This window comes from Streptomyces gelaticus (assembly GCF_014649535.1).
Taxonomy (GTDB): domain Bacteria; phylum Actinomycetota; class Actinomycetes; order Streptomycetales; family Streptomycetaceae; genus Streptomyces; species Streptomyces gelaticus.
Window position 1 is genome coordinate 204,096 of the sequence record NZ_BMTF01000002.1, and the last position, 24,771, is coordinate 228,866.

25 protein-coding genes are annotated in these 24,771 nt (G+C 71.5%); 9 read left to right on the plus strand and 16 right to left on the minus strand.

The features are described 5' to 3' along the window. Positions 1–26: 26 nt before the first annotated feature. From IE107_RS03655 to IE107_RS03670, 4 genes are read right to left on the minus strand one after another with little or no spacing between them, the layout of a single operon-like run. On the minus strand, positions 27–1,088 hold the full coding sequence (locus IE107_RS03655) for an NAD(P)H-dependent flavin oxidoreductase (RefSeq protein WP_189540959.1): 1,062 nt from the start codon (positions 1,086–1,088) through the stop codon (positions 27–29). Then, positions 1,088–1,843 (minus strand): CoA-transferase subunit beta, encoded by a 756-nt coding sequence (locus IE107_RS03660; RefSeq protein WP_189540961.1) that lies wholly within the window; start codon positions 1,841–1,843, stop codon positions 1,088–1,090. The genes IE107_RS03655 and IE107_RS03660 overlap by 1 nt, the downstream gene beginning before the upstream one ends. Continuing rightward, positions 1,840–2,709 (minus strand): CoA transferase subunit A, encoded by an 870-nt coding sequence (locus tag IE107_RS03665; protein WP_189540963.1) that lies wholly within the window; start codon positions 2,707–2,709, stop codon positions 1,840–1,842. Before IE107_RS03665 ends, IE107_RS03660 begins: the two co-directional genes overlap by 4 nt. A 2-nt stretch (positions 2,710–2,711) precedes the next feature. Continuing rightward, complete coding sequence (locus IE107_RS03670; RefSeq protein ID WP_189540966.1) at positions 2,712–3,455, minus strand: enoyl-CoA hydratase family protein; 744 nt, start codon at positions 3,453–3,455, stop codon at positions 2,712–2,714. Positions 3,456–3,553: 98 nt separating this feature from the next. Here IE107_RS03670 and IE107_RS03675 point away from each other — a divergent pair, with 98 nt between their 5' ends. After that, positions 3,554–4,465, plus strand: coding sequence for an SDR family oxidoreductase (locus tag IE107_RS03675; protein ID WP_189540968.1), 912 nt, complete (start codon positions 3,554–3,556; stop codon positions 4,463–4,465). A 65-nt stretch (positions 4,466–4,530) separates the two neighbouring features. Here IE107_RS03675 and IE107_RS03680 read toward each other — a convergent pair whose 3' ends face one another. Then, positions 4,531–5,439 carry a hypothetical protein gene (locus IE107_RS03680; RefSeq protein WP_189541378.1) on the minus strand — a complete coding sequence of 303 codons (909 nt, stop codon included), beginning with the start codon at positions 5,437–5,439 and terminating at the stop codon, positions 4,531–4,533. Between the two features lie 272 nt (positions 5,440–5,711). Between IE107_RS03680 and IE107_RS03685 the strand changes: the two genes are divergently transcribed. Further along, on the plus strand, positions 5,712–6,488 hold the full coding sequence (locus IE107_RS03685; RefSeq protein ID WP_189540970.1) for a S1 family peptidase: 777 nt from the start codon (positions 5,712–5,714) through the stop codon (positions 6,486–6,488). 24 nt (positions 6,489–6,512) lie between these two features. On the opposite strand, the gene IE107_RS03690 is transcribed toward IE107_RS03685, so the two are convergent. Next, a complete protein-coding gene (locus tag IE107_RS03690; protein ID WP_189540972.1) occupies positions 6,513–8,318 on the minus strand; it encodes a glycoside hydrolase family 35 protein in 1,806 nt (601 codons plus the stop codon). A 232-nt stretch (positions 8,319–8,550) separates the two neighbouring features. On the opposite strand from IE107_RS03690, the gene IE107_RS03695 reads away from it, so the two are divergent. After that, the gene (locus IE107_RS03695; RefSeq protein ID WP_189540974.1) at positions 8,551–9,444 is read left to right on the plus strand and encodes a helix-turn-helix domain-containing protein; all 894 of its coding nucleotides are present in this window, start codon (positions 8,551–8,553) and stop codon (positions 9,442–9,444) included. A gap of 11 nt (positions 9,445–9,455) precedes the next feature. Next, positions 9,456–9,785 carry a chorismate mutase gene (locus IE107_RS03700; protein ID WP_189540976.1) on the plus strand — a complete coding sequence of 110 codons (330 nt, stop codon included), beginning with the start codon at positions 9,456–9,458 and terminating at the stop codon, positions 9,783–9,785. 27 nt (positions 9,786–9,812) lie between these two features. On the opposite strand, the gene IE107_RS03705 is transcribed toward IE107_RS03700, so the two are convergent. The 9 genes from IE107_RS03705 to IE107_RS03745 all read right to left on the minus strand — a co-directional run bounded on the left by IE107_RS03705 (position 9,813) and on the right by IE107_RS03745 (position 18,423). Continuing rightward, the gene (locus IE107_RS03705; RefSeq protein ID WP_189540978.1) at positions 9,813–10,337 is read right to left on the minus strand and encodes a GNAT family N-acetyltransferase; all 525 of its coding nucleotides are present in this window, start codon (positions 10,335–10,337) and stop codon (positions 9,813–9,815) included. A 103-nt stretch (positions 10,338–10,440) separates the two neighbouring features. Beyond that, positions 10,441–12,018 (minus strand): AMP-binding protein, encoded by a 1,578-nt coding sequence (locus IE107_RS03710; RefSeq protein WP_189540980.1) that lies wholly within the window; start codon positions 12,016–12,018, stop codon positions 10,441–10,443. A gap of 81 nt (positions 12,019–12,099) precedes the next feature. Further along, positions 12,100–12,972, minus strand: a complete 873-nt coding sequence (gene hcaB / locus IE107_RS03715; protein WP_189540982.1) for a 3-(cis-5,6-dihydroxycyclohexa-1,3-dien-1-yl)propanoate dehydrogenase — start codon at positions 12,970–12,972, stop codon at positions 12,100–12,102. Between the two features lie 3 nt (positions 12,973–12,975). After that, the gene (locus IE107_RS03720) at positions 12,976–13,851 is read right to left on the minus strand and encodes an alpha/beta fold hydrolase (protein WP_189540984.1); all 876 of its coding nucleotides are present in this window, start codon (positions 13,849–13,851) and stop codon (positions 12,976–12,978) included. Positions 13,852–13,934: 83 nt separating this feature from the next. Next, a complete protein-coding gene (locus IE107_RS03725; RefSeq protein ID WP_189540986.1) occupies positions 13,935–14,498 on the minus strand; it encodes a 3-phenylpropionate/cinnamic acid dioxygenase subunit beta in 564 nt (187 codons plus the stop codon). A gap of 127 nt (positions 14,499–14,625) precedes the next feature. Next, positions 14,626–15,840: an NAD(P)/FAD-dependent oxidoreductase gene (locus IE107_RS03730; protein ID WP_189540988.1), complete on the minus strand. Its 1,215-nt coding sequence runs from the start codon at positions 15,838–15,840 to the stop codon at positions 14,626–14,628. Then, a complete protein-coding gene (locus IE107_RS03735; RefSeq protein ID WP_189540991.1) occupies positions 15,837–16,202 on the minus strand; it encodes a bifunctional 3-phenylpropionate/cinnamic acid dioxygenase ferredoxin subunit in 366 nt (121 codons plus the stop codon). The genes IE107_RS03730 and IE107_RS03735 overlap by 4 nt, the downstream gene beginning before the upstream one ends. After that, entirely contained in the window at positions 16,199–17,506 is a 1,308-nt protein-coding gene (locus tag IE107_RS03740; protein ID WP_189540993.1) for an aromatic ring-hydroxylating dioxygenase subunit alpha, read from the minus strand. Before IE107_RS03740 ends, IE107_RS03735 begins: the two co-directional genes overlap by 4 nt. Then, complete coding sequence (locus IE107_RS03745) at positions 17,503–18,423, minus strand: VOC family protein (RefSeq protein ID WP_189540995.1); 921 nt, start codon at positions 18,421–18,423, stop codon at positions 17,503–17,505. Before IE107_RS03745 ends, IE107_RS03740 begins: the two co-directional genes overlap by 4 nt. Positions 18,424–18,736: 313 nt before the next feature. Here IE107_RS03745 and IE107_RS03750 point away from each other — a divergent pair, with 313 nt between their 5' ends. Both IE107_RS03750 and IE107_RS03755 read left to right on the plus strand, forming a co-directional pair. Further along, the gene (locus IE107_RS03750; RefSeq protein ID WP_189540997.1) at positions 18,737–19,705 is read left to right on the plus strand and encodes a zinc-binding dehydrogenase; all 969 of its coding nucleotides are present in this window, start codon (positions 18,737–18,739) and stop codon (positions 19,703–19,705) included. Positions 19,706–19,890: 185 nt separating this feature from the next. Next, positions 19,891–20,742: an IclR family transcriptional regulator gene (locus IE107_RS03755; RefSeq protein WP_189540998.1), complete on the plus strand. Its 852-nt coding sequence runs from the start codon at positions 19,891–19,893 to the stop codon at positions 20,740–20,742. Positions 20,743–20,804: 62 nt separating this feature from the next. On the opposite strand, the gene IE107_RS03760 is transcribed toward IE107_RS03755, so the two are convergent. Further along, the gene (locus IE107_RS03760; RefSeq protein ID WP_229866674.1) at positions 20,805–21,413 is read right to left on the minus strand and encodes a helix-turn-helix domain-containing protein; all 609 of its coding nucleotides are present in this window, start codon (positions 21,411–21,413) and stop codon (positions 20,805–20,807) included. 218 nt (positions 21,414–21,631) lie between these two features. On the opposite strand from IE107_RS03760, the gene IE107_RS03765 reads away from it, so the two are divergent. The 3 genes from IE107_RS03765 to dmpG are packed head-to-tail and all read left to right on the plus strand — an operon-like array spanning position 21,632 to position 24,491. Further along, positions 21,632–22,447: a 2-keto-4-pentenoate hydratase gene (locus tag IE107_RS03765; RefSeq protein WP_189541000.1), complete on the plus strand. Its 816-nt coding sequence runs from the start codon at positions 21,632–21,634 to the stop codon at positions 22,445–22,447. Continuing rightward, positions 22,444–23,412, plus strand: a complete 969-nt coding sequence (locus tag IE107_RS03770) for an acetaldehyde dehydrogenase (acetylating) (RefSeq protein WP_189541002.1) — start codon at positions 22,444–22,446, stop codon at positions 23,410–23,412. The genes IE107_RS03765 and IE107_RS03770 overlap by 4 nt, the downstream gene beginning before the upstream one ends. Beyond that, positions 23,409–24,491 (plus strand): 4-hydroxy-2-oxovalerate aldolase, encoded by a 1,083-nt coding sequence (dmpG, locus tag IE107_RS03775; protein WP_189541005.1) that lies wholly within the window; start codon positions 23,409–23,411, stop codon positions 24,489–24,491. The genes IE107_RS03770 and dmpG overlap by 4 nt, the downstream gene beginning before the upstream one ends. Positions 24,492–24,771 lie beyond the last annotated feature (280 nt).

A 24,771-nucleotide genomic window follows, 5' to 3' on the forward strand; every position in this document is an offset into this window, starting at 1 on the left:
GTCCCTCGCGCGTCCGCACCCGCCGCCTACCCGTCCGCATCCTTGGCGCGGGTCACCGTGCCCAGTGCCTCATGGGCCTGGGCCATCACCCGTTCCACCAGCTCCGCGCAGCTGGGCAGATCCTCGATCAGGCCCGCCACCTGGCCCGATGCCATCACCCCCAGGTCTGTGCGGCCGTCGACCATGGACGCCTTCAGCAGCATCGGTGTGTTGGCCGCCAGCAGGACCTGACTCCACGACAGGTCCTTGCCGTGCTTCATGGCGAGACCGTCGCGCACCATCCGGGACCAGCTCAGCCCGGAGATCCGCCGGAAACCCGACGCCCGGCGCACCGCCTGGGCCAGTGCCCGGACCCGGCCCGCGTCCTCCAGCGCGGCGACCATCTCCGTACGCAGCATCCGGTGCGGGAGCCCGTCCACGGCCGTGGTGACCGTGATGTCCTTGACGTCCGCCGCCAGATAGCGGGCCTTCACCGCGTCCGGCACGGTCGAGTCCGACGTCAGCAGGAACCGCGTACCCATCGCGATGCCCGCCGCCCCGAACGCCAGCGCCGCGACCAGGCCCCGGCCGTCACGGAAGCCGCCCGCCGCGATCACCGGGATGTCCACCGCGTCGACGACCTGGGGCAGCAGCACGGTCGTCGCCACCTCACCGGTGTGCCCGCCGCCCTCGCCGCCCTGCACCATCACCGCGTCCGCGCCCCACGCCGCGACCTTCTCGGCATGCCGCCGCGCACCGATCGACGGAATCACGACCACACCCGCGTCCCGGAGCTCGGCGATCAGCTCCTTGGAGGGGGCCAGTGCGAAGGACGCCACCTTCACGCCCTCGTCGATGATGATCCGTACCCGCTCGCGCGCGTCGCCCGCGTCGGCGCGCAGATTGACGCCGAACGGCTCGTCCGTCCGGGACTTGACCTCCCGTACCGCCGCCCGCAGCTGCTGTGCGGTCATCGTCGCGGAGGCCAGGACACCCAGCGCGCCGGCACGGGCCGCGGCGGAGACCAGGCGGGGACCCGCGACCCAGCCCATGCCGGTCTGGACGATGGGGTGGCGGACGCCGACGAGCTCCGTGAGCGCCGTCCGCATCAGACCCTGACCTCCCGGTTCCGGGTGCCCTGCGGGTCGATGACCTCGCGGATCAGGGACAGCTCCGCGGCGGTCGGCTCCCGGGTGCACGGGACGTCGTCCGCGACGGCGAGGTCGAAACCGGTGGCCTCGCGGACCTGGTCGACGGTGACGCCCGGGTGCAGCGAGGCCAGGCGCATCGAGCGGTCCGGGGTCGCGAAGTCGAAGACGCCGAGATCGCTCACCACGCGCGGGATGCGGTGGTAGCGGCTCGCCGAGGGGCCGGCCGCGGCGGCACTGTCGTAGCCGACCCCGCAGATCATGTCGACGCGCTCGACGAAGACCCGGGTGGAGTGCTTGGGAATCCAGTAACTGACCGGGTTGTTAAGGGTGTTGACCGGGGCGCCGCGCACGCCGAGCAGCTGGCGGGAGGGCTGTTCCCAGTCGCCGATGCAAGAGATGTTCTGGTTGCCGAACCGGTCGATCTGGCTCGCCCCCATCATCACGTGGCGCCTGCCGCCGGTGACCATGGCGAGGTGCTGGCGGTAGGGCAGCCAGCCCTCCGTCGTGCCGTCCGGGGCGAGGAGCAGCGCCTCGCCGTCGGTGAGCAGCAGATCGGGCGAGAAGGTGTGCCTGGCGAGCCGGGCGCCGACGGACGGGACGAGGCCCATCGGGCTGGCGAGCACCTCGCCGTCGCCGCGCCAGGCGTCGGCACAGGCGATCACGCAGTACTCGGCCCGGGTGGCCGCGGTCGCGGTCGTGTTCTCCGTGGTCATTTCTGCTCCTCGTGCCAGGTGCGGACGGCCGACTGATAGCTCTTCTCGTCGCCCTCGGCGGGCAGGAAGCGCTCGCTGAAGGCCGCCCAGGCGTCGGGGTCGGCGGCGGCGGTCGCGTACGCCTTCTGGAACGCCTCGTCGCGCGGATGGTCGGGCGCGCAGGAGGTGAAGTGCGCGCCGTTCGGGGTCTCGACGACCCCGGTGACCGAGTGCCGCTTGACGAGCAGGGTCTGCGGGGCCGCGTTCCCGGTCAGCTCGGCGGTGTCCACGAGGCGTTCGCAGGAGACGTACGCGGTGTCGGCGGCCTCGCAGAAGAGGTCGTCGAAGTACGGGTCGGGGCCGAGGTACTGGCCGTTGCCGAACCGGTCGGCGCGGTTGAGGTGGACCAGCGCGGCGTCCATCCGCAGCGCGGGCATCGCGACGAACTCCTCGCCGTCCTCGTACGGCGAAACGACCGTGCGAAGGCCCGGGTTGACCCGCATCACGTCGGAACCGATGCCGGCGCGCACCGGGAGGAACGGCAGCCGGTTCGCGGCAGCGTGCAGCCCCCACATGAACATGGCCTCGTCGATCTCCGTCAGTTCGAACGCGCCGCGCTGGCGGGCGGCCCTGAAATGGGGTTCGAGCGGGACCGAGTCGAGCGTGACGAAGGCCGTGACCAGTTTCCGGATCCTGCCGGCGGCGGCGAGCAGACCCACGTCGGGTCCGCCGTACGAGACCACGGTGAGATCGGTGACCGGGGAGCGGAGCAGTGCCCGCACCAGTGCCATGGGTTTGCGGCGCGAGCCCCAGCCGCCGATGCCGATCGTCATCCCGCTGCCGAGCCGGGAGACGACCTCCTCGGCGGTCATGGTCTTGTCGGTCATGGTCAGGCCTCCTTGCCGAACGTTTCGCGTACGCGGCCGGCGACGCCGCTGAGATTGGCCTCGAAGGTGAAGCCCTGCTCGAAGCGGTAGCTGCGGCGTACGTCCACCGGGTCGATGCCGTTGATGGCGGCCTTGGCCAGCCGGATCAGATACCCGTCCTTGCGGGCTATCTCGCCCGCCAGTTCCAGTGCCGCGTCGAGGAGTTCCTCGCGCGGTACGACCTTCCAGACCGAGCCGTGGGCGTGCAGTTCGGCGGCGGTGGCGGTGCGCGAGGTGTAGTAGAGCGCGCGCATCAGATGCTGCGGCACGAGCCGGGCCAGATGGGTCGCCGCGCCGAGCGCGCCCCGGTCCAGCTCGGGCAGGCCGAACGTCGCGTCGTCGCCGGCCACGATCGCGTCCGCGTTGCCGACGAGGCCGATGCCGCCGCCGAGGCAGAAGCCGTTCACCGCGGCGACCACCGGGACCTCGCACTCGTACACGGCGGCGAACGCCTCGTAGCAGCCCCGGTTGGCGCCGATCAGGGCCTCGTGCCCGGTGTCGCGCTGCATCTCCTTGATGTCGACGCCCGCGTTGAATCCCCGGCCGGCGGCGGCCAGCACGACGCAGCGGACCTCGGGGTCGCGGCCCGCCGCGCGGAGCGCGTCGGCGAGCTCGTACCAGCCCCGCACGGGAAGCGCGTTGACGGGCGGGTGGTCGACCGTGACGAGTCGGATGCCCTTGCCGGGACTTGTGGTGGAGACACCCATGAGCGAATCAGCTACCTTTCCACCAAACATTTGTTAGGTGTGGAAGGTAGCAGCCTGCCCCCGCATCGCCAACAAGGAGACGAGTAGGGAGACGAGCGATGACTGGTCTGTGCGACGGCCGCGTGGTGGTCGTGACGGGCGCGGGGCGGGGGCTCGGCCGCGCCCATGCGCTCGCCTTCGCCGCCGAGGGCGCGAAGGTGGTCGTCAACGATCTGGGCGTCGGCCCCGACGGCGGAGGCGGCTCCGCCGGCCCGGCCCGGCAGGTGGTGGACGAGATCGTGGCGGCGGGCGGCGAGGCGGTCGCGCACGCGGGCGACATCGCCACGACCGAAGGGGCCGCGTCACTGGTCGCGGCCGCGCTGGAGAGCTTCGGGCGGCTGGACACCCTGGTCAACAACGCGGGGTTCCTGCGCGACCGGATGCTGGTGAATCTGGACGAGGACGGCTGGGATGCCGTGATGCGGGTCCATCTCAAGGGCCACTTCCTGCCGCTGAGGCACGCGGCCGCGCACTGGCGGGCCGAGGCGAAGGCGGGGCGCGCGCCCACCGCCCGGGTGATCAACACCAGCTCCGGCGCGGGGCTGCTCGGCAGCGTCGGCCAGGGCAACTACTCCGCCGCGAAGGCCGGGATCGTCGGCCTGACCCTGGTCGCCGCCGCGGAGCTGGGCCGGTACGGGATCCAGGTCAACGCGATCGCCCCGGCGGCCCGGACCCGGATGACCGAGCAGACCTTCGCGCAGGCGATGGCGGCGCCGGGGGAGGGCGGGTTCGACGCGATGGCCCCGGGGAACGTGTCCCCGCTGGTGGTCTGGCTCGGCTCGGGTGCGAGCGACGGGGTGAGCGGGCGGGTCTTCGAGGTGGAGGCGGGCCGGATCACGGTCATGGAGGGCTGGCGCCCCGGCCCCACCGCGGACCGGGGTGCGCGATGGGAGCCGGCGGAGGCGGGGGAGGCGGTACGGAAGCTGCTGGCGGAGGCGGAGCCGGCGCAGCCGGTGTACGGGGCGGGGTAGGGCCTGTCCGGGGCGGCCGGCCCTGCTCCGTGCGCCGTTGCGGGAGACGGCGTCGCCGTTTCGGTTCAGGTCTCGCAGTCCAGGACCGTACGGCACAGCCCGCAGCGGGCCCGCACCCGTCCGCGCACCGGTACACGGATGCGCTGGTGGCAGACGGGGCAGGCGAAGGAGACCCGGAGTCCCTGCGGGCCGCTCCCGAAGGCGTACGGGGCATCGGGGGCCGGGGGCGTGTCCGGGTGGTCCCGGGCGCGCCGCCGGTCCCGGGCGTAGCGGCGGCGGCGGCCCGCCCAGCCGGCGGCCGCGAGCGGCGGCTGCCGGACGTCCTGGAGTGCTCGCGCGCGCCCCTTCTCGTACGCCGTGTACGCCTGAGGGCTGGTGAACCACGGCGACGGGTCCTCGTCGAAGGCCAGCGCCCGCTTGGCGAGGACGTATCCGAACTCCTCCGGGGTGAGATAGCCGAGCTTCTGGCTGGAGACCTGGTCCTCGCGGAAGGCGTCGAGCAGCAGCCAGCCCGCGCCCAGGTACGTGGTCACGGTGTCGGTGAGGATCTCGTTGTCGCGTGTGCCGGGGAACTCCAGGCCGAGGCGGTGCAGCAGCACATGGGTGACCTCGTGCGAGAGCGCGGCGCCGATGTCCCTGCGGTGGGTGCGGAAGCGGTCGTTGAGTTCCACGAAGTACTCGGGCCCTGCGGCCAGTTCGACGTCGGCGGCGTGTTCCATCGCGCGGAAGGCGACGATCATGCGGGCGTCCGGCAGATGCAGATGCTGGACCAGCGCCCGCGCCACCCGCTGGGCGCCGGGATACAGATCGTCCTGGTCGGAGAAGGCGGCGTCGGCGGGGGCGAGGCTCGTCGCGTAGCTGCGGACACCGTCGTACGAGAGCCGCCGGTAGAGCGCCGTGATCGCGGACCGGACCGTTTCGAGGTGCGGGAAACCGTGGACCACCGGACTGCCGGTGCTCCGGCCGTCGTCCACCACGTCCCACCCCCCGTCCGCGAGGTCCGGCCGGATTTCACTGTAGCCGGAACACCGTGGGTGATCTTGGCCGGAAAGTGATCCTTGTGGGGGTTGTGATCATTTCCCGATAATCCGAACGATGCCTTGTCGGGGTCATGACCACAGATGCGGTGCTGTGCCGCCCCGCGGTCAGAACCCGGTCCGGGCACAGGCACTCCCCACAAGTACCCCCCACAAGTACCCCCCACAAGCACCCCCCACAAGCACCCCCCACGAAAGAAGGCAGTCTCTTGAAGCAGCTTCTGCGTGCCGTGAAGAGATGTTCCGTCATAGCCGCCGTCGCCCTCGCGGCGGTCAGCCTCCAGCCCGCCGGAGCCTCCGCGGCCCCCCAGCCGGTCGTCGGCGGGACCCGTGCCGCCCAGGGCGAATTCCCGTTCATGGTCCGGCTGTCGATGGGCTGCGGCGGCGCCCTCTACGCCAAGGACATCGTCCTCACCGCCGCGCACTGCGTGAACGGCTCCGGCAACAACACCTCCATCACCGCCACCGCGGGCGTCGTCGACCTGCAGTCCTCCAGCGCGATCAAGGTCAAGTCCACCAAGGTCCTCCAGGCCCCCGGCTACAACGGCGCGGGCAAGGACTGGGCGCTCATCAAGCTCGCCAAGCCCATCGACCTGCCGACCCTGAAGATCGCCACCAACACCGCGTACAACAACGGAGACTTCACCGTCGCCGGCTGGGGCGCCGCCACCGAGGGCGGCTCCCAGCAGCGCTACCTGCTCAAGGCCTCCGTGCCGTTCGTCTCCGACGCCGAGTGCCAGGCCGCGTACGGCAGCGACCTCATCCCCGGTGAAGAGATCTGCGCCGGCCTCGTCGACACCGGCGGCGTCGACACCTGCCAGGGCGACTCCGGCGGCCCCATGTTCCGCAAGGACAACGCCGGAGCCTGGATCCAGGTGGGCATCGTCAGCTGGGGCCAGGGCTGCGCACGGCCCGGCTACCCCGGTGTGTACAGCGAGGTCTCGACATTCGCCGCCCAGATCGCGTCCGCGGCAGCCACGCTCTGACCCCGGCCCCGGCCGGTTCCTGAGTCACACCTGAACATCCCCGGGGGTGCCCGTCCGGACGGGCACCCCCGGGCCCAGCTCCGCATACGGCGCGCCCGCGCCCTCCAGCTCCAGCACCCACACCTCGTTGACGCCCTCCCGCAGCACCGGGCCCGGCACGTACAGCGTCCGCTGCGCGCCCACCGACCAGTACCGGCCCAGACCGAAGCCGTTCACCCACACGAAGCCGCGCGTCCAGCCCGGCAGTTCGAGCCCCGCGTGCCCGGTGCCGTCCACCCCGGTGACCTCGAACGTCCCCCGGAACAGCCCGGTCGCCCCGGCCCCCTCGGCACTGCCGAACGCCACCCCGGCCACCGCACCCGGCTCCTCGAACGCGTCCAGACGCAGCGCCCTCGCCCGCACCCCGTGCAGATACTGCCGCTCGTGCCGCACCCCGCCCGTGATCCCCTTGGGCTCACCGAGCCGCGGCCCGTAATTCACCCGGCCCAGCGACTCCACCCACAGCTCGACCTCCGCCGGCCCGGCCACCGGCTCGTCCAGGGTGCTGTTCTCCTCGGTCAGCACACCCTCCCGCACCCCGTTCACATACACCACGGCCCGGTCCCGGAGCCCCGTCACACTCAGCTCGTAGGGCCGGCGCGGACCGGGCACACCCACCCGGTAGCGCACCAGCCCCCGCTCGACACCCAGCTCCTCGAAGGTCGGCGGAACACCGGACGGCGCCCTCTCCTCGTCGCCCAGCGCCTCCAGCACCGCATCCAGCGGCGCCCACTCCGTCAGCTCCGCCCGCACCGGAACCGCAAGCCCGGCGGGCTCCGGCGGAAGGTCCGGAAGCGGCCCGTCCGCGTACTCGGCGAGCACCTCGCGCAGCAGCCGGAACTTCTCCGTGGGACGGCCGTACTCGTCGATCGGCGCGTCGTAGTCGTACGAGGTCACCGTCGGCAGGAAGCCCTGGTCCTGGAGCGGACCGGACCGGTTCGCCCCCGCCCACCCGGCGAAGTTCGTCCCCCCGTGCGCCATGTAGATGTTCACCGACGCACCGCACTCCAGGATCTCCCGCAGCGCCTCGGCGGCCTGCGCCGGCTCGCGCACGACCGGCTCGGCACCCCAGTGCTCGAACCACCCGCACCAGAACTCCATGCACATCAGCGGCCCCTTCGGCTGATGGCGGCGCAGCACCTCGAACGCCTCGCGCGCACCCGAGCCGAAGTTCGCCGTGGCCAGCAGCCCCGGTATCGAACCGCCCGTGAGCATGTGGTCCTCCGGCCCGTCGGAGGTGAACAGCGGCACAGTCACCCCGCGATCACGCAGCATCCCGGCCACCCGCCGGAGATAGACCTGATCGGAGCCGAAGCTCCCGTACTCGTTCTCCGCCTGGACCATGACCACCGGCCCTCCGCGGCTGATCTGCCGCTGCACCACCTGCGGCAGCAACGCCGTGAACCACCGCTCCACGGCACCCAGATACTCCGCGTCACGGGAGCGCACCCACCGGCCGAACCGCCCCGTCACCCAGGCCGGCAGACCACCGTTCTCCCACTCGGCGCAGATGTACGGCCCCGGACGGACGATCGCCCACAGCCCGGCCCGCTGCGCCGCGTCCAGGAACCGGCCCAGCGCCGCCACGTCCTGGAACCGGCCCGGCCGCGGCTCATGCAGATTCCACGGCACATACGTCTCGACACAGTTCAGGCCCATGGCACGCAGCATCGACAGCCGGTGATCCCACTGCGCCTCGTGCACCCGGAAGTAGTGCAGGGCCCCCGACAGCAGCCGTACGGGCTTCCCGTCGAGCCGGAAGTGGTCGTCCCCCACGGTGAAGTCTGCCATCGTGCTCGTACTCTCCTGTGCGTGCGGTCCCCGGAGCCGCACGGCCCCGGGCCCGTACGACGGTACGCACCACGGAGCGGGCGAACCCGGGAGGAATCTTGCCTCCCAGCTTCGCCCCCTGGCGTCCTGCCGGTCCATGGACAAAGATCGCTGCTGTTTGGACACAATTGTTCGGGCCGACTGCCCGGACCGACCGCTCGGATCCAAGGAAGAAGGGGAGGAAGGAAGGCCGATGTACCACACCTGGATGCGTTTCTTCACTCCCAGCCCGCTCCACCACCGGCTGGGCCTCGTCTGCCTGGGCGTGGGACTCCAGCACGGCGCACTGCCGACGGTCGGCCCGCGCACCCTGGACCACCATGTGGCCGTCGTCATCAGCTCCGGCAGCGGCTGGTTCACCGGCCCCGACGGCCGCCGGGTCCCCGTCACCGCGCCCAGCCTGATCTGGCTCACACCCGGCACCCGGCACCACTACGGGGCCGACCCCGGCACCGGCTGGGACGAGAGCTTCGTCGACTTCACCGGCCCCGCCACCGCCACCTACACCGAACTCGGCTACATCGAGCCCGACCGCCCGCTCGTCCCGCTCGCCGACACGGCGGGCCCACGTGCCGCGATCGGACGGATGGTGCGTGCGGCACGGCGCGGAAACCCGCTCCTGGAGGTCGAGACCGGCGCCGCGGTCCACGAACTCCTCGTCGCCCTGCGCCGGGCCCGCGCCGATGTCAGCCCGGACGGCGACCCCGTCCTGCAGGCCCTCGCCCGGGACGCCTTCCAGCCGCTGTCCGTCGCCGAGCATGCCGCCCGGCACGGTATGACACCCGCCGAGCTGCGGACGGCGGTACGGCGGGGAGCCGGATGCAGCCCCAAGGACTACCTCCTCGGTATCCGGCTGGGCCGCGCCAAGGAACTCCTCGCCGCCACCGACCTGCCGGTCGCCGCCGTCGCCCGACGCGTCGGCTACGACGACCCGGCGTACTTCTCCCGCCTCTTCGCCCGCCGGGTCGGCACCGCCCCGGTCCGCTTCCGCGAACAGCAGGGCCGCAACGTACCGGGCGGCTGGAGCGAGCAGGTCCCGGACCCGGAGAACCCTCCGACGATCACCCCTGCGGGACCGGCCGTCTAAGCTCACTGACCATGACCACGAGGGACATCGACGAGTCCGTGAACGCGGAACTGAACCGGCTCCGCGAGAGCATCGACAACATCGACGCCGCTGTTGTCCACATGCTCGCCGAGCGCTTCAAGTGCACGCAGCAGGTCGGCCACCTCAAGGCCGCCCACCAGCTTCCCCCGGCCGACCCGGCCCGCGAGAGCAGGCAGATCGCCCGGCTGCGGCAGCTGGCGGAGAGCGCGCACCTGGACCCGGCCTTCGCCGAGAAGCTGCTGAACTTCATCGTGGCGGAGGTCATCCGCCATCACGAGCGGATCGCGGAGGAATCGGCGACGAACGGCGAGGGGGCCTGAACGAGCCGCACCCGGTACCGCGGCGGATCAGTGCGGCATGTCGTCCAAGGCGGTGGAGACCTCGGTGACCCGCGGGGGTTCCACCACCATCAGAGTCACGGTGTGTTCGTGCAGATCGGCCTCGGCGACCGTACGGAAGTGTCCTGCGGTGTAGCGCTCAAGGGCGGGAACGTCCTCGACGTCCGGGGCCGCCATGATGCGGCGGCAGCGCGGATCGGCACCGAACAGGGCCTGGGTGAGCGCGTCGAGCAGGGCGGCGGTGTCCGGCTCGGGCTGCGGCGAGAGCGGGACGAGAGCAAGGAGCAGGTCACGGGCGCCCACCGGGTAGCAGCCGCGCAGCGGGTGGCTCAGCACCCGCTGGATCTCCACCCGGTACGCGGGCGCGTACCCGGCACGCAGCGCCGTGTACGCGCGGCCGGTGCCGGCGGGGGCCGGGAGAGGGAGGCCGCCGTCCGGCGGCGTGGACGGTACGGGCCGCAGGGTCCACGGGCCGACAGCGGAGGGGAGAGCGGGGGCCGGTTGTGGGCCGTGACTCGTGACGTGGGGGAACATCGGCGGCCTTCCGCGAGGACGACGGGGTACGAGGGGAGCGGGCGGCCCGGAACGGTGCCGGGGCCACCGGCCACCGCATCACCTGCCGTGGCCGGCGCGAGGATCAGTCCGAAACCACCGTGACCTGCTGGACGACGAAGTCGCGCACCTGGCCCTTGAGCAGCTTGCCCCCCGCATTGCGCGGAAGCTCCGGGGCGACCACCAGACGGGTGGGCAGCTTGTACCGGGCGAGCTGACGGCTCGCGAAGTCACGTACCTCCTCCAGCAACGGCTCGACTCCCGCCTCGCAGACCAGGACCGCGACGACGGTCTCTCCCCATTTGGGGTCGGGTATTCCCACGACGGCGACCTCGAGGATTCCGGGAAAGGCACTGAGCACCCGCTCGACCTCGGCGGGGTAGATGTTCTCCCCACCGCTGATGATCATGTCCTTGAGACGGTCGACGATGAAGTAGTGGCCGTCCTTGTCCCGGTAGCCGACATCCCCGCTGTGGAACCAGCCCGCATCGTCGAAGGCCTCCCGGGTGGCGGCCTGGTTGTTCCAGTAACCGCTGACGACATTGGGCCCCCGGACGCAGATCTCACCCCGCACGTCGGGCTGCTCGATGAGGCCGCCCCGTTCCGGAGTCATCAGGCACACCTCGGTGTACGGCATGGGAAGCCCTGCCGAACCGGTCTTCTCCAGGGTGAGCGCCGCCGGGAGGTAGGTGGCGAACGGGGCGGTCTCGGTGAGGCCCCACGCCTGCTGGAGGAGGACCCCGTGGGTGTGCGCGTAGTCCTCGATGAGCCGCGGCGGTACGGCCGCACCCGCCACGACGACCGCCCGCAGCGCGGAAAGGTCCGCCTCGGTGAAACCCGGTACGCGGGCGAGCGCCGCGAACATGGCAGGCACTGCGAAGATGCTGGTCACCCGGTGCTCCACCAGGTCGGCCAGGCACTGCGCGGGGTCGAAGGCGCGACGCACGACGACGGTGCCGCCACGGGTCAGGGTGCGCAACGTGAGGGCGTTCAGCCCGCCGATGTGGAACAGCGGGGCGACGGCCAGGTTCACGTCGTCGGGGCGGGTGTCCACCATGGAGTCGACATTGACCGCGTTCCACCACAGATTGCCGTGCGTGAGCATGACGCCCTTGGGACGGCCGGTCGTTCCCGACGTGTACATCAGGGCGGCCAGGTCGTCGTCGCTCAGCGGCACCGCGGTCGGCCGTTTCGCGTCGGCCGACAGCAGCTCCGACAGCAGTGTCCATACGGCGGGTGGAGCGGGTGCGGCCGGGCACGAGGGGTCCGTGTCGACGAGGACGGGCCGACGTACCGGAATCTCGGTGAGGATCGACTCGGCCAGCGCGCGGTGGTTCTCCTCGACGATCAGTGTGTGGACGCCGGAGTCGGCGAGGATGTGCCGCACCTCGTCGGCCGCGAGGCGGTGGTTGACCGGCACGAACACCGCGCCGAGATGACTGGCCGCCAGCAGCGCCTCGAACAGGGTGGCGCTGTTGAGCCCCAGAAAAGCCACCCGGTCACCATGTCGCAGTCCCCGTGCCGCGAGGCCCGCGGCCAGTCGGCTCACGGTGGTGGCGAGGGTGCCCGCAGTGATGGTCCTGCCCTCGTAGACGAGGGCAGCGGCGGCTGCGTCGTACCGGGCTCTGCGCTGCACAGCGGCAGCGGGACTGATGTCGACCATGACCCGAACGGCTCCTTCGGTGGCTGTCGGCAGGTGGGCGCTGAAGGGGGGGACAAGGGGTGTGTCGCCTCGGAGCTCGGCTCAGAGGTCGGTGCCACCGGCCGCGCTGCGGAAACCGCGAACGGCGATACCGCCGTCGACGGGCACCACGGCACCGGTGATGTTGCCGCTGTCGCGGCGGGAAGCCAGCAGGACGTACGTCCCGGTGAAGTCCTCCGGCTCCACACTCGCCTCGTACAGCGGCACGTGCGGACGGGCGCCGGCCGCCTCGGCGCGGGCGAACGAGTCCTCGATCCTGCGCTCCTGGAGCCCCAGACTCTCCGGACCGCGCAGCTGGGTACGCATACCGCCGCAGGCGACGCCGTTGACCCGGACCTTGGGGGCGAGTTCATAGGCGAACTCGCGGACCAGGCCGAGACAGGCGTGCTTGCTCGCGGTGTACACCGGGCCGCCGCCGTTGGTGTGGAAGGAGGAATTGGAGAGCGTCATGATGATGCTGCCTCTGGTCTTGACGAGCTCCCGCCAGGCCGCCTCCACGGCGAGCAGATAGCCCTTGACGTTGACGGAGAAGATCTCGTCGAACGCGTCGGCCAGCTCCCCGCCCGAGAGCCGGGTCAGGCTGCGGTGATAGTCCCAGATCCCGGCGTTGGGCACCAGGACGTCCAGCCGGCCGAACCGCTCGACGGCCCCCGCGACCGCTCCGTGCAGATCTTCTGTCGAGCGTACGTCACCGGTGACGGTCAGCACCCGGTCCGCGTGCCCGCCCGCGGCCTCGACCAGCGCCGCGAGCTGCGCGGCGTCCCGGTCCAGGACGGCGACCGACGCGCCTTCGGCGAGATAGCGCAGCGTGATGGCGCGGCCCAGGCCGCTCGCGCCACCCGTGATCAGCGCGACGTCTCCGTCGAGCCAGCCCGCGGCCGGGGCGGCCGCGGTGTTCGGTACGTGCTCGGCCATGACTCAGCGCTCCTGGAGGAAGTCGGTGACGAGACGCTCGAATTCGGCCTGCCGCTCCAGCTGCACCCAGTGGCCGCAGCCACCGAAGACATGCAGCTGGACATCACGGATCTGCTTGAGCATGAGCTGCGCGCCGTCCAGGGTGATGGTCCGGTCGTCGCGGCCCCACAACAGCAGGGTCGGGGCCTTGATCCGGTGCACGTCGCGCCAGAGCGGGTCCATGCCGTGCCGCTTGCCGAACGCCGCGTTGTAGCGGTGGTAGAACTCGATGTGGCTCGGGTCCAGGGATGCCTCGTAGCGGGCCTGGACGGTGTCCTCCCACCGCTTGGGCTCAGCCGTCATGACGCGGACGAAGTCCCGCATCTTCCTCACCGTCGGGCCTTCGCCGTTGTAGTACCGGAACATCGCCTTCTGCCCCTCGGTGGGGGTGGGGCCGAAGGGCAGCCAACCGCCGCCGGGTGCCATCAGCACCAGCTTCCCGACCCGGTCGGGGGCGGCGAGGGCCATGGCGATGGCGGCGGCGCCGCCCAGGCTGTTGCCCAGCAGATGGAAGCGCTCGATGCCGAGGGCGTCCAGAGTCTGCAGTACGGCGTCGACCGTGATCTCGGTGATGGAACGGGCGTCGAGATCGTCCTCGGTCGGGCGGTAGCTGCCGCCGAAGCCCGGCTGGTCGGGCAGGACGACCCGGTGGTGCGGGGCGAGAGCGGCGAGGTTGTGCCGGTAGTTGGCCAGGCCGTCGGCTCCCGGCCCGCCGCCGTGCAGCATCACGAGCACCGGGCCTTCGCCCGCCTCGCTGACCGAGACCGGGCCCAGCGAAGTCCGAACGGTGTGGGTGATGATCTCGGGCTGTACGGCGTCGGTGCCGCGGGCAGAGGACACGGGGGAACTCCAGGGGGTGCGGGGGTTTCGGATGTACCGGGGGCGCAGGATCTGGCGTGCCTGCCGGAGCGGGCGCCGATGTGTCAGAGGAAGGTGCTGATGTTCTTGGCGAGCAGCACGTTCTGGTCGAGCAGGATGTGGCGGCGTACCACCTTCAGCGAGCCGTCCGGGGCCCGGCGCAGCAGATCGGTGCGGCCACCCGCGTACAGATCGACCTCACGTTCCAGGCGGTTGCGGTAGACCAGGAAGGCGGACTCGGCGATGTACGTGCCGTCCTCGTCGCCGGGGCGCACGGCCACATTGGTGACCAGGTGCCGGGTGCGCGACGGCGGGTCCTCGGCCCAGGCCATGCCGGAGTCGAACCGCCGGATGCGCCAGGCGAGGCTGTCCTTCGTCTCGTCGAAGATCGCCACCTCGCCGGGGACACCGTCGGCGAGCGACTGCTGGCGGCGCAGCCGGTTGGTGCGTACCGGCGCCCAGTAGTGCAGGTCGTCGGCGAGCAGCTCCAGCCAGTCGGCGTACCGGTGCTGGTCGAGCAGATGGGCTTCGAGGGTGTAGAAGCGCTGAACCTCGAAGTGGAGCAGCAGATCGTCCAGGGCCGGCCCGCCCGTGGGGGCGGCGGCGGATTCCGTGGTGTGGATGCTCATGGATCCTCCTTGCGTGCCGCGCTGTGTCGGCCATCCCATCGCATGGCGGCGGGTGCGGGGAGCGGGTGTGCCGATGGGCGGCACACGCCGGTACGAGGCCGGGGGAGAGGTACGGGGCGGGGCCGGTTCAGCCGCGCAGCAGGGCGCGCAGCTCAGTGGCCGGGTCGGTGAGCCGGTCCGCGCGGACGGGCACGGCGCGGGCGATCAGCCGCTGGGCGGCCTTGATGTCCTTGGGCCGGTCGATCGCGGCGGCGGCGATCAGCACCGAAGCGCGCAGCCCGAACACCGTGAAGGCGCCGGAGGCGACATCACCCCGGACGACGGTTTCTTCGGCGTCGGCCATCGAACCGACCCCCTCCAGCCGGCTGCCGTACCGGTCGGACCAGAACCACGAGGCACTCCGGGCGGGCGGGGCCGCTCCGAGCAGTCCGGCGGCGGCGGCCTGACCGCTGCTCCTGGCGGCGTCCCAGTGTTCGTGCCGCACCGGGTCACCGCTGCGCCGGGCGACGTCCCCGACTGCGTACACACGCGGGTGCGAGGTGCGCTGCGCCACGTCGACGACGATGCCGTTGTCGACGGTGAGCCCCGCGGCCTCGGCCAGCGCCGTCGCAGGGCGGATGCCGATGCCGACAACCACGGTGTCGGCGGCGACGGGCTCGGGGCGCCCGCCCACGGTGACGGTGACCTCCTCGGTCCCGGGGGCACGGTCGATGCGCTCCACACCACCGGTGATGACGTCGATGCCCTCGGCGCGGTGCCGGGCGTGCAGTGCCCCGGCGATGTCCGGGCCGACGACGGCGGTCAGGGGTACCGGCACCGGGTCGATCAAGGTGACGGCGCAGCCCAGCGCGGTGGCGACGGCCGCGGTCTCGGCGCCGATGAGTCCGGCCCCGATGACGGCGATCCGGGCGCCCGGTACGAGCCGGGCGCGCAGCCTCTCCGCCTCGGCCCAGGTGCGCAGGGTGTGCACGGCCGGGTCGTCGGCGCCGGGCACCGGTAGGGTGCGGGCGGTGCCGCCGGTGGCCAGCACGATGCGGTCGGCGGTCAGTTCGCTGCCGTCGGCCAGTTCCAGCACACCCTCGTCGGGGCGAAGGGCGGTGACGGCGATGCCCGGCCGGAGTTCGACGCGCTGTTTCTCGTACCAGTCGGCGGGCCGCAGGGCGATGTCCCCCCGCGTGGCCGCGCTGCCGGTCAGGACGTCCTTGCTCAGCGGGGGGCGGTCGTAGGGCGGTCCCGCCTCGTCGCTGAGCAGGACGATCTCGCCGTCGTAGCCGCCGCCGCGCAGGGCGTCGCAGGCCGAGACGGCGGAGAGCCCGGCGCCGACCATGGCGATCCTCGTCATGACGTCGGCTCCTGGCCGGGGTGCAGCCAGATCTCGCCGGCGACGACCTCGACCCGGTGGGTCCGGGCCGCGAGGGTGGCGGGCATGCACTGCGGTTCACCGGACCTGAGGCAGAAGCGGGCGCTGTGCAGGGGGCACTCGACCTCGCCGTTCTCGATCCAGCCGTCGGCGAGGGAGGCCTGGCCGTGCGAGCAGGTGTCGTCGAGCGCGTAGTACGTGCCGTCGTCGTGGAAGACGGAGATGGTGTCGTGGTGCCCGGTCCGTTCGGCGGGTACCTGGAGTGCTTCGCCCTCCGCGATGTCACCGACTGCGGCGACGAGCACGGAGGTGTGGGCGGTGCTGGTGGTTTCGGTGGAGGTCATCGTTCGTCAGCTGCCTTCTCGTGCCAGGCCGGGGTGTTCATCAGGTCGCGCCAGCGGCTGTAGAAGCCTCGGGCGGCACCGTCGGAGTAGAGGTGTCCGGTGGTACCGGGGTGGACGCCGTCCTCGGCGCTCATACCGATGCCCATCTGGTAGTTGAGGGTCATGCCACCGGCCATGAAGCCGTGCGCGGTGGCCTGGCACTCGCTCCAGTTCTCGCCGTCGTCCTGCTCGAAGATGCCGGTCGGCCCGAAGGTGCGCAGGTTGTACAGGCGTTGGGCGTTCTTGACCTCGTCGGGCATCGACTTGTCGACGACGGTCCAGGCCCAGACCTCCATCTTGTCCGGCCCCTTCGGGTGCCAGACCCGGATGCTGCCGTTGACCGGCAGATACGAGAAGTTGGGGAAGACGTTGGCGTGCCCGGTCGTCATCGGACCTTCGACGCGGCCGTCGCCGAGGCGCTCGCGCAGTTGGCCGTAGTCGTAGTACTGGTGCACCACCCGGTCGTCGAAACGGCTCTTGGGGTGGGTCGGGAAGCCGGCGCCGTGGCCGTTCGGGTCGGTGTACTGGCGTCCCGGGGTCTGCACGATCTCGGCCTTGGGGCCCTTGCCGGTGGGTGACATGACCATCAGCGCGGAGGCGTGCGAGATGTTCACGTGGTACCAGTCGGAGGAGAACTGCTCGGCGGCGAGCTTCCAGTTGCCCTCCAGAACCCATTTGTGGACCCCGCCGACGACCTCCGTGCCCTCCGGGTCGCGGTCCAGCATGGCGTCCATGTACCAGGTCATCCCGCCGAGTGCCTCGGTGAGCGCGGGGGCGTCCGGATTCCAGGTCGCGAAGATCAGCCCCTTGTACGTGTCCAGCCGGGCGACCTCCCTCAGGCCCCAGCGGCTCTCGTCGAAGCTCTCCGGATACCCCTCGCGGTTGGGAACGTTGATGAGTTTGCCGGAGGTGTCGTACGCCCAGCCGTGGTAGCTGCACGTGAACGCCTTGGCCGCGCCGGCGTCCGCCCGGCAGACCCGCATACCGCGGTGGCGGCAGGCGTTGAGGAAGGCCCGGATCCTCCTGTCCTTGCCCATGGTCACGATGACCGGGTCCTCGCCCATGTACGTGGTGAAGAAGTCACCCGGCTTGCGGAACTGTGAGGTGTGGGCGAGGAAGAGCCAGCTCGGCGCGAAGACGCGGCGCAGCTCCTGCTGGTAGAGGGCGGTGTCGCCGAAGATCCCGCGGTCGACGAGGCCGTTGTCGATGTCGAAGTACTCGGTGACGTCGACGGCGGGGGCGGGGGTGCGGTGGAGGCTGCTCATGCCTTCGTTCCTTCCTGGCCGGCCGGGGCGGCGGCGCGTGCCGGCCGGTGGTGCCCCCACAGGCTGGTGCCGTCCACGCGGGTCGCGGTCCAGGGGTCCTCGACGGTGATGGCGCCGTACCCGTACTCGACCTCGAAGCCGGACGGTGTGACCGCGTAGAAGGACAGCATCCTGTCGTTGCTGTGCCGCCCGATCGTCAGTGCGAGCGGCGCCGCACCGGCCTGGCAGCGGTCGTACGCGTACCCCACCGTGTCGAGCGTGTCGGCCTCCAGCATGAAGTGGAAGAGCTCTCCCGGCTCCACGTCCTTGCGCGGCTTGCGTTCGGGCTCGATGACGAGCCCGGCGAACGCCAGCGAGTGGTGGCGCGGGTTGGTGTGCAGGAACGCGATCCGCTTGCGACCCAGGTCGCAGAAGTCGGAGAGCCGGAAGCCGAGCAGTTCGGTGTAGAACAGCAGGGTCGCCGCGTAGTCGTCGACGGAGAACACCACGTGGCCCAGGCCCTGTTCGCCCGTGACGAAGCGGGCGCCGGTCGGTGAGACGAACGGGGTGGTCGCGGTGCGGGCGCCGTGGAAGATCTCCACGCGTACGCCGTTGGGGTCCTCGATGTGGAAGAGCCCCAGAACGTCCCGCTCGCGGAGCGTCCGGTCGTCCGCATGGCTGACATCGACACCGGCTCGTGCCAACTCTTCGGCTGCCGCAGCGAGTTCGGCGGGTCCTGGAACTTCCCAGCCGACGTAGCCGAACTCCTCGGAATCGGACTCGTGCAGGGCGATCCGCCAGGCGCGGTCGTCGGCGCGCAGCCGCAGCCCGTCCTCGGTGGTCTGCGCCGACAGGCCGAGCACGTCCTCGGCGAAGGTACGCCACTCGTTGACGCGCCGGGTTCGGAGTCCGAAGTATCCCAGTCCGCTGAGTTGCATGACGGGCCGTCCCTTCAGGTCTGTTCGGGGAATACGGGCGAGGGCCGGACGGCTCGGCGGTCCGTTCGGGCATTTCACAGCAGACCGTCTCGGGATCGGGTGGTGCCACGTGCTGTGCCGCCCTGTGGAACACGCCCGCGTCACGTTCCGGTGTGCGCCCCTGGCCTGCTGAATCGTGGGTACGGGGGCGGCTTCGGCGTGCCGTGTCATGGCACAGCCGCTTGTCCCGGAGGGCCGCAGCCGCAGACCGTGGCCGCCGTGTGCTGTCGCACACCGTCTCGTGCAACTCCCTCACGCCCGTCCAGGAGGACCGATGCTCGCCGCCGTCGCCATACGCCAGGACCCGGCCGACCCGCTCGGCGGGCTCGAACTGCGCGAGGTGCCCGCGCCGGTGCCACCGCCCGGCTGGACCGTGGTCAGGGTTGTCGCGGCGGCGCTGAACCACCACGACATCTGGACGCTGCGCGGTGTGGGTCACCCCGCCGACCGGTTGCCGATGGTGCTGGGCTGCGACGCGGCGGGGTACGACGAGGACGGCAACGAGGTCGTGATCCATCCTGTGATCGGCGATCCGCAGGCGGGCGGAGGCGACGAGACCCTCGACCCCGGACGGGCGCTGCTGTCGGAGCGGCACGACGGCGCGTTCGCCGAACTGCTGTGCGTGCCGCGCCGCAACCTCGTCCCCAAGCCCGCGTCGCTGTCCTTCGCCCAGGCCGCATGCCTGCCGGTCGCCTGGCTGACGGCGTACCGGATGCTGTTCACCCAGGCCCGGATCCGGCCGGGTGACCGGGTGCTGGTGCAGGGCGCGGGTGGCGGGGTGGCCTCGGCCGCGATCACCCTGGCCCGCGCAGCCGGGGCCAGGGTGTACGCGACCAGCAGGTCGGAGCACAAGCGCACGGCGGCCCTGGAGATGGGCGCGCACCTGGCGTTGGCGACGGGGGAGAGGCTGCCGGAGAAGGCCGATGTGGTCGTGGAGACCGTCGGGGAGGCGACCTGGCCGCATTCGCTGCGGTCGCTGCGTCCGGGCGGCACGGTCGTGGTCGCCGGGGCGACCAGCGGGGCCAATCCGCCGGCCGACCTGAACCGGATCTTCTACCTCCAGCAGCGGGTGCTGGGCTCCACGGGCGGAACCCGTCAGGAATTCGTCTCGCTGCTGCGGTTCATGGAGAGTGCCGGGATACGGCCCCGGATCGACCGGGAGATCCCGTTGTCCGGCATCCATGACGGCTTCCGGGCCATGATCGACGGCGAGGTCACCGGGAAGGTGATCGTCAAGCCGTGAGGCCCGTGCCTCGGGCCCGGCGCCGGGGGGACGCCGATCGCGACGCCTCGTACGGTCCGACTGTGATGTACGAGGCACCGTGATTTCGGTTTTGCCCAGGCTTGACTGTTCACACGCGCGCGGCAGTTCTCTACAGTGGACGCACGTCCACTGAAGTGGTCGCCCAGGAATGCGCGGAGGCGAACATGCTCGACCGTACCCCGACCACCGACGGCACCGGCCCGACCGGATCGGACACCTCTCGTGAGCAGCAGACAGCCGTGGACAAGGCACTCACCCTGCTGATGTCGCTGGCCCAGGAGGACCGCGAGGTCGGTGTCAGCGAGCTCGCCCGCCGCACCAGCCTGACCAAGTCGACCGCGTTCCGGCTGCTCGGCATCCTTCAGCGCAACGACGTCGTCGAGCGGGTGGGCAGCAGCTACCGGCTGGGACCCCAGCTCTTCGACATCGGCCGCCGGGTCTACGGCCCGACCCCGCTGATGCTCCAGGAGCGCCTGCTGCCCTTCCTCACCGAGCTGTACGTCCTCACCCAGGAAACCGTGCACCTGGCCGTGCTGCACCGCACGGACGTCATGTACGTCAACAAGCTGCACGGCCACCGCCGCGCCCGTACACCCACCCGCATCGGCTCACGGATGCCCGCCTCCTGCACCGCCGTCGGCAAGGCACTGCTCGCCTTCGACCACGACGCGGCCGAGCAGGCGATCGCCGGCGGACTGCCCGCACCGATGGAGAACTCGGTGACCGATCCCGAGGACTTCCGGGCCGAGCTGGCCCGTATCCGCCAGGAGGGAATCGCCTACGACCGGGAGGAGATCCTGCCCGGCGTCTCCTGCGTGGCGGTGCCCGTCATGGGCGCCGGCGGGCGCCCCGTGGCCGCCGTCTCCGTCTCCGGTGCGACAGGACGACTCGACCCCGCACGCATCGCGCCCGAGCTGCGCCGGATCGCGTTCGAAGCCGCCAGGGAACTCGGAGCCACGACCCGCCTGCGGGCCCGCAGGGAGCCCGCAACGAGTCAGCAGACGGCCGCCGCCTGATCGATTGCGCCGCTTTGGGCCCGTACGACCTGGCAGGACGTCACGGCCCCCAGGGCGGCGGCTCAGGAAGGCGGGATGCCGCTCCTCGTTCCGTGTGTGCCTCCCCGCGCCCCGCCGCCGGTGCCCGGCTGGACACGGGGCACACTGACCACGATGTGCACCACGCTCTCCCCCTCGAGGGAGGCGTACAGATGCGGACGGTCGCCGGGGAACCGGACGAAATCGCCCGCGCTCAGCTCCACCGGGCCGTCCTCGGGGCCGACTCTGACCCGCCCGCTGATCACGTACAGATGCTCCAGGGTGCCCACCGGATGCGGCGCGGAGCGACCCGCGCCGCGCACGCGCAGGATGTAGTTCTCGATGACACCCGAACCGTAGACATGGTCCAGGCTGCGGCTCTCGTACCCCTCGTGCTGCTGCCAGACGGCCTCGTCACCCGGGCGCACCGTCATGACCTGCTCGCGCTCCGCCACCAACCGCGTCACCGGCACACCGAGGGCCGACCCCACCGCGAACAGCGTCTCCACGGTCGGGTTGCCCGTACCCTGCTCGACCTTGGACAGATTCTGCTTCGACAGACCGGCCTGCCGGGCGAGCTCGGCCAGCGACAGCCCACGCTGCTCCCTGAGGATGCGAAGGTTCCGCGCGACCACGTCATTTCCTGTTGACACCGCACCACCATAGGTCACTTGGACTGCCGGTTCCCGGGCCGCAGGTAGGCAGACCGCGCAAGACCGGCGGATTTCGCGGGCGCTGTTCCATGTCGCGGAACGACCCTTGGCGCGGCCCTCGCCGAGGCGTCTATACCGGAGACCCGGCGGTGCGTGCGCCGCGCCGCCGACCTGTACTCCCTCACCCCTTTCCCTTTCCTCTCCTCCGGAGGTAACCCGTGACCGCCGCACCGCCCGCCGCCGTCACCGATGCGGCCGAGGCTCTGGCCGAGGCCGCGCGGTCCGGCATTCCCTGCCCGCCCGTACGCGGTCTCTTCGCCGTCGGAGACGTGGCCTCCGCGTACGCCGTGCAGCGCCGCACCATCGAGTCGCGCCTCACCGGCGACCGCCGCATCGTGGGCCGCAAGATCGGCCTGACCTCGTCGGCCGTCCAGCGCCAGCTCGGCGTCGACCGGCCGGACTTCGGCGCACTCCTGTCCGACATGGCCGTTCCCGACGGCGGGACCGTCCCGGCGGACCGGCTCCTCCAGCCGAAGGTGGAGGCCGAGGTGGCCCTGGTGCTGGGCGCCGATCTCCCGCACCCGCAGTCGACGGCCGCCGACGTGATCCGCGCGGTCGACTTCGCCCTGCCCGCCCTGGAGATCGTCGACAGCCGGATCGCGGACTGGGACATCAGCCTCGTCGACACCATCGCCGACAACGCCTCCTGTGGGCTGTTCGTACTCGGCGGCGCTCCCGTGCCCTTGACCGCCGTGGACCTGCGCGGAGTCCGGATGACGATGACCCGCGCCGGCGAGAAGGTCTCCGAAGGCAGCGGCGCGGACTGCCTCGACGGCCCGTTGAACGCCGCCGTCTGGCTGGCATCCACGCTCGCCGGAATGGGGGACCCGCTGCGGGCCGGAGACATCGTCCTCACCGGAGCGCTCGGCCCGATGGCCGTCGCGGCGCCCGGTGACACCTTCGAGGCCCGGATCTCGGGCCTCGGTTCCGTACGGGTCGGCTTCGCCGCCCCCGAGCAGGGAGACCTGAGTTGAGCAGCGCAGCATCGGACGGCGGCCGCACCAAGGTCGCGGTGATCGGCTCCGGGAACATCGGCACCGACCTCATGATCAAGGTCCTGCGGCTCTCCGACCGCCTGGAAATGGCGGCGATGGCCGGCATCGACCCGGAGTCCGACGGCCTCGCCCGTGCCCGCCGGCTGAAGGTCGCCACCACCCACGAAGGAGTCGACGGCCTGCTGAAGACGGACGAGTTCGTCGACGTCCACATCGTCTTCGACGCCACGTCCGCGGGCGCGCACCGCTACAACCACCAGGTGCTCCGCGCCGCCGGACGCACCGTCGTCGACCTCACCCCGGCCGCGATCGGCCCCTACGTGGTTCCCCCGGTCAACCTGGGCGAACACCTCGGCGCCGACAACGTCAACATGGTGACCTGCGGCGGACAGGCCACGATCCCCGTGGTTGCCGCCGTCAACGCCGTGACCCCGGTCCACTACGCCGAGATCGTCGCCTCCATCTCGTCCCGCTCCGCCGGGCCCGGCACCCGGGCCAACATCGACGAGTTCACCGAGACCACTTCCTCGGCCATCGAAAAGGTCGGCGGCGCCACCCGTGGCAAGGCGATCATCGTCCTCAACCCGGCCGAACCGCCGCTCATCATGCGTGACACCGTGTACTGCCTGGTCGGTGGGTGCGACGACGCCGCCGTGACCGCCTCCGTCGAGGAGATGACCGCGCGCGTCCAGGAGTACGTACCCGGCTACCGCCTCAAGCAGAAGGTCCAGTTCGACCGGGTCGCCGCCGACGACCCGCTGCGCGCGCTGCTGCCCGCAGGCGCCGGGAAGGAAGCCGCGAAGATCTCCGTCTTCCTCGAAGTCGAGGGAGCCGCCCACTACTTGCCCGCCTACGCGGGCAACCTCGACATCATGACCTCGGCCGCTCTGCGCACCGCGGAGCACATGGCCGCTCACCGCTCCTGCGAGGTGGCACCCCGATGACCGACCAGACCCCAGCCACGGCCACCGCCGGACACACGCACCCCCGAGGCCCCCTGTACATCCAGGACGTGACCCTCCGCGACGGCATGCACGCGGTCAGACACCGCTACACCGTCGAGCAGGCCCGAACCATCGCCACCGCCCTGGACGCCGCAGGGGTCGGCGCGATCGAGATCGCCCACGGCGACGGCCTGTCCGGCTCCTCCATCACATACGGTGTCGGAGCGCACACCGACTGGGAATGGATCGAAGCCGTCGCGGACGCCGCGAAGAACGCCGTGCCCACCACCCTGCTGCTGCCGGGCATCGGAACCCTGCACGACCTCCGGCAGGCACACGCGCTCGGCATCCGCTCGGTGCGCGTGGCCACCCACTGCACCGAGGCCGACATCTCCGCGCAGCACATCGCGGCCGCCCGCGAGCTGGGCATGGACGTGGCGGGCTTCCTGATGATGTCCCACATGGCCGAACCCGCCGAACTCGCCCGCCAGGCCGAGCTGATGGAGTCCTACGGCGCACAATGCGTGTACGTGACCGACTCCGGCGGCCGGCTCACCATGGACGGCGTACGGGAGAGGGTCCTCGCCTACCGCGAGGTACTGGACCCCACGACGGAGCTGGGCATCCACGCCCACCACAACCTCGCCCTCGGCGTGGCCAATTCGGTCGTCGCCGTGGAGAACGGAGTCACGCGCGTCGACGCCTCGCTGGCAGGCCAGGGCGCGGGTGCGGGCAACGCCCCGCTCGAGGCGTTCATCGCCGTCGCCGAGCTGATGGGCTGGGAGCACGGCTGTGACCTGTTCCCCCTGATGGACGCCGCCGACGATCTGGTGCGCCCGCTTCAGGACCGTGAGGTCCGGGTGGACCGCGAGACCCTGACCCTCGGCTACGCGGGTGTGTATTCCAGCTTCCTGCGGCACGCCGAGAACGCGGCGAGCCGCTACGGGCTCGACACCCGCACGGTCCTGGTCGAGGCCGGCCGCCGCAAGATGGTCGGCGGCCAGGAGGACATGATCACCGACATCGCACTCGACCTGCTGAACCCGAAGATGTCACCGGAGACGGCGCCCGGCGACTGAGCCCACGACACCGACCGGCACGGCGTCGCCCCACGGCCCGCACCAGCAGCCCGCCCCGCCCCCGGCGCGCGGGCCGGGGGCGGCCCGACGGCACGACGGTCCCCGCGGCACGCAGGGGCGGCTGCCGGTTCGGGCTCCGGAGACATACCGCCCACCAGAGCACCGACCGAAGCCGGGCCACGGCCCGCGCGCCACCCCCGCTCCTGCGGGCCGCAGCACTGCCGGCCGACAGCGGCACCACCGGCACCCAGCCCGGCACCCACCCCCACTCAGCCCTGCG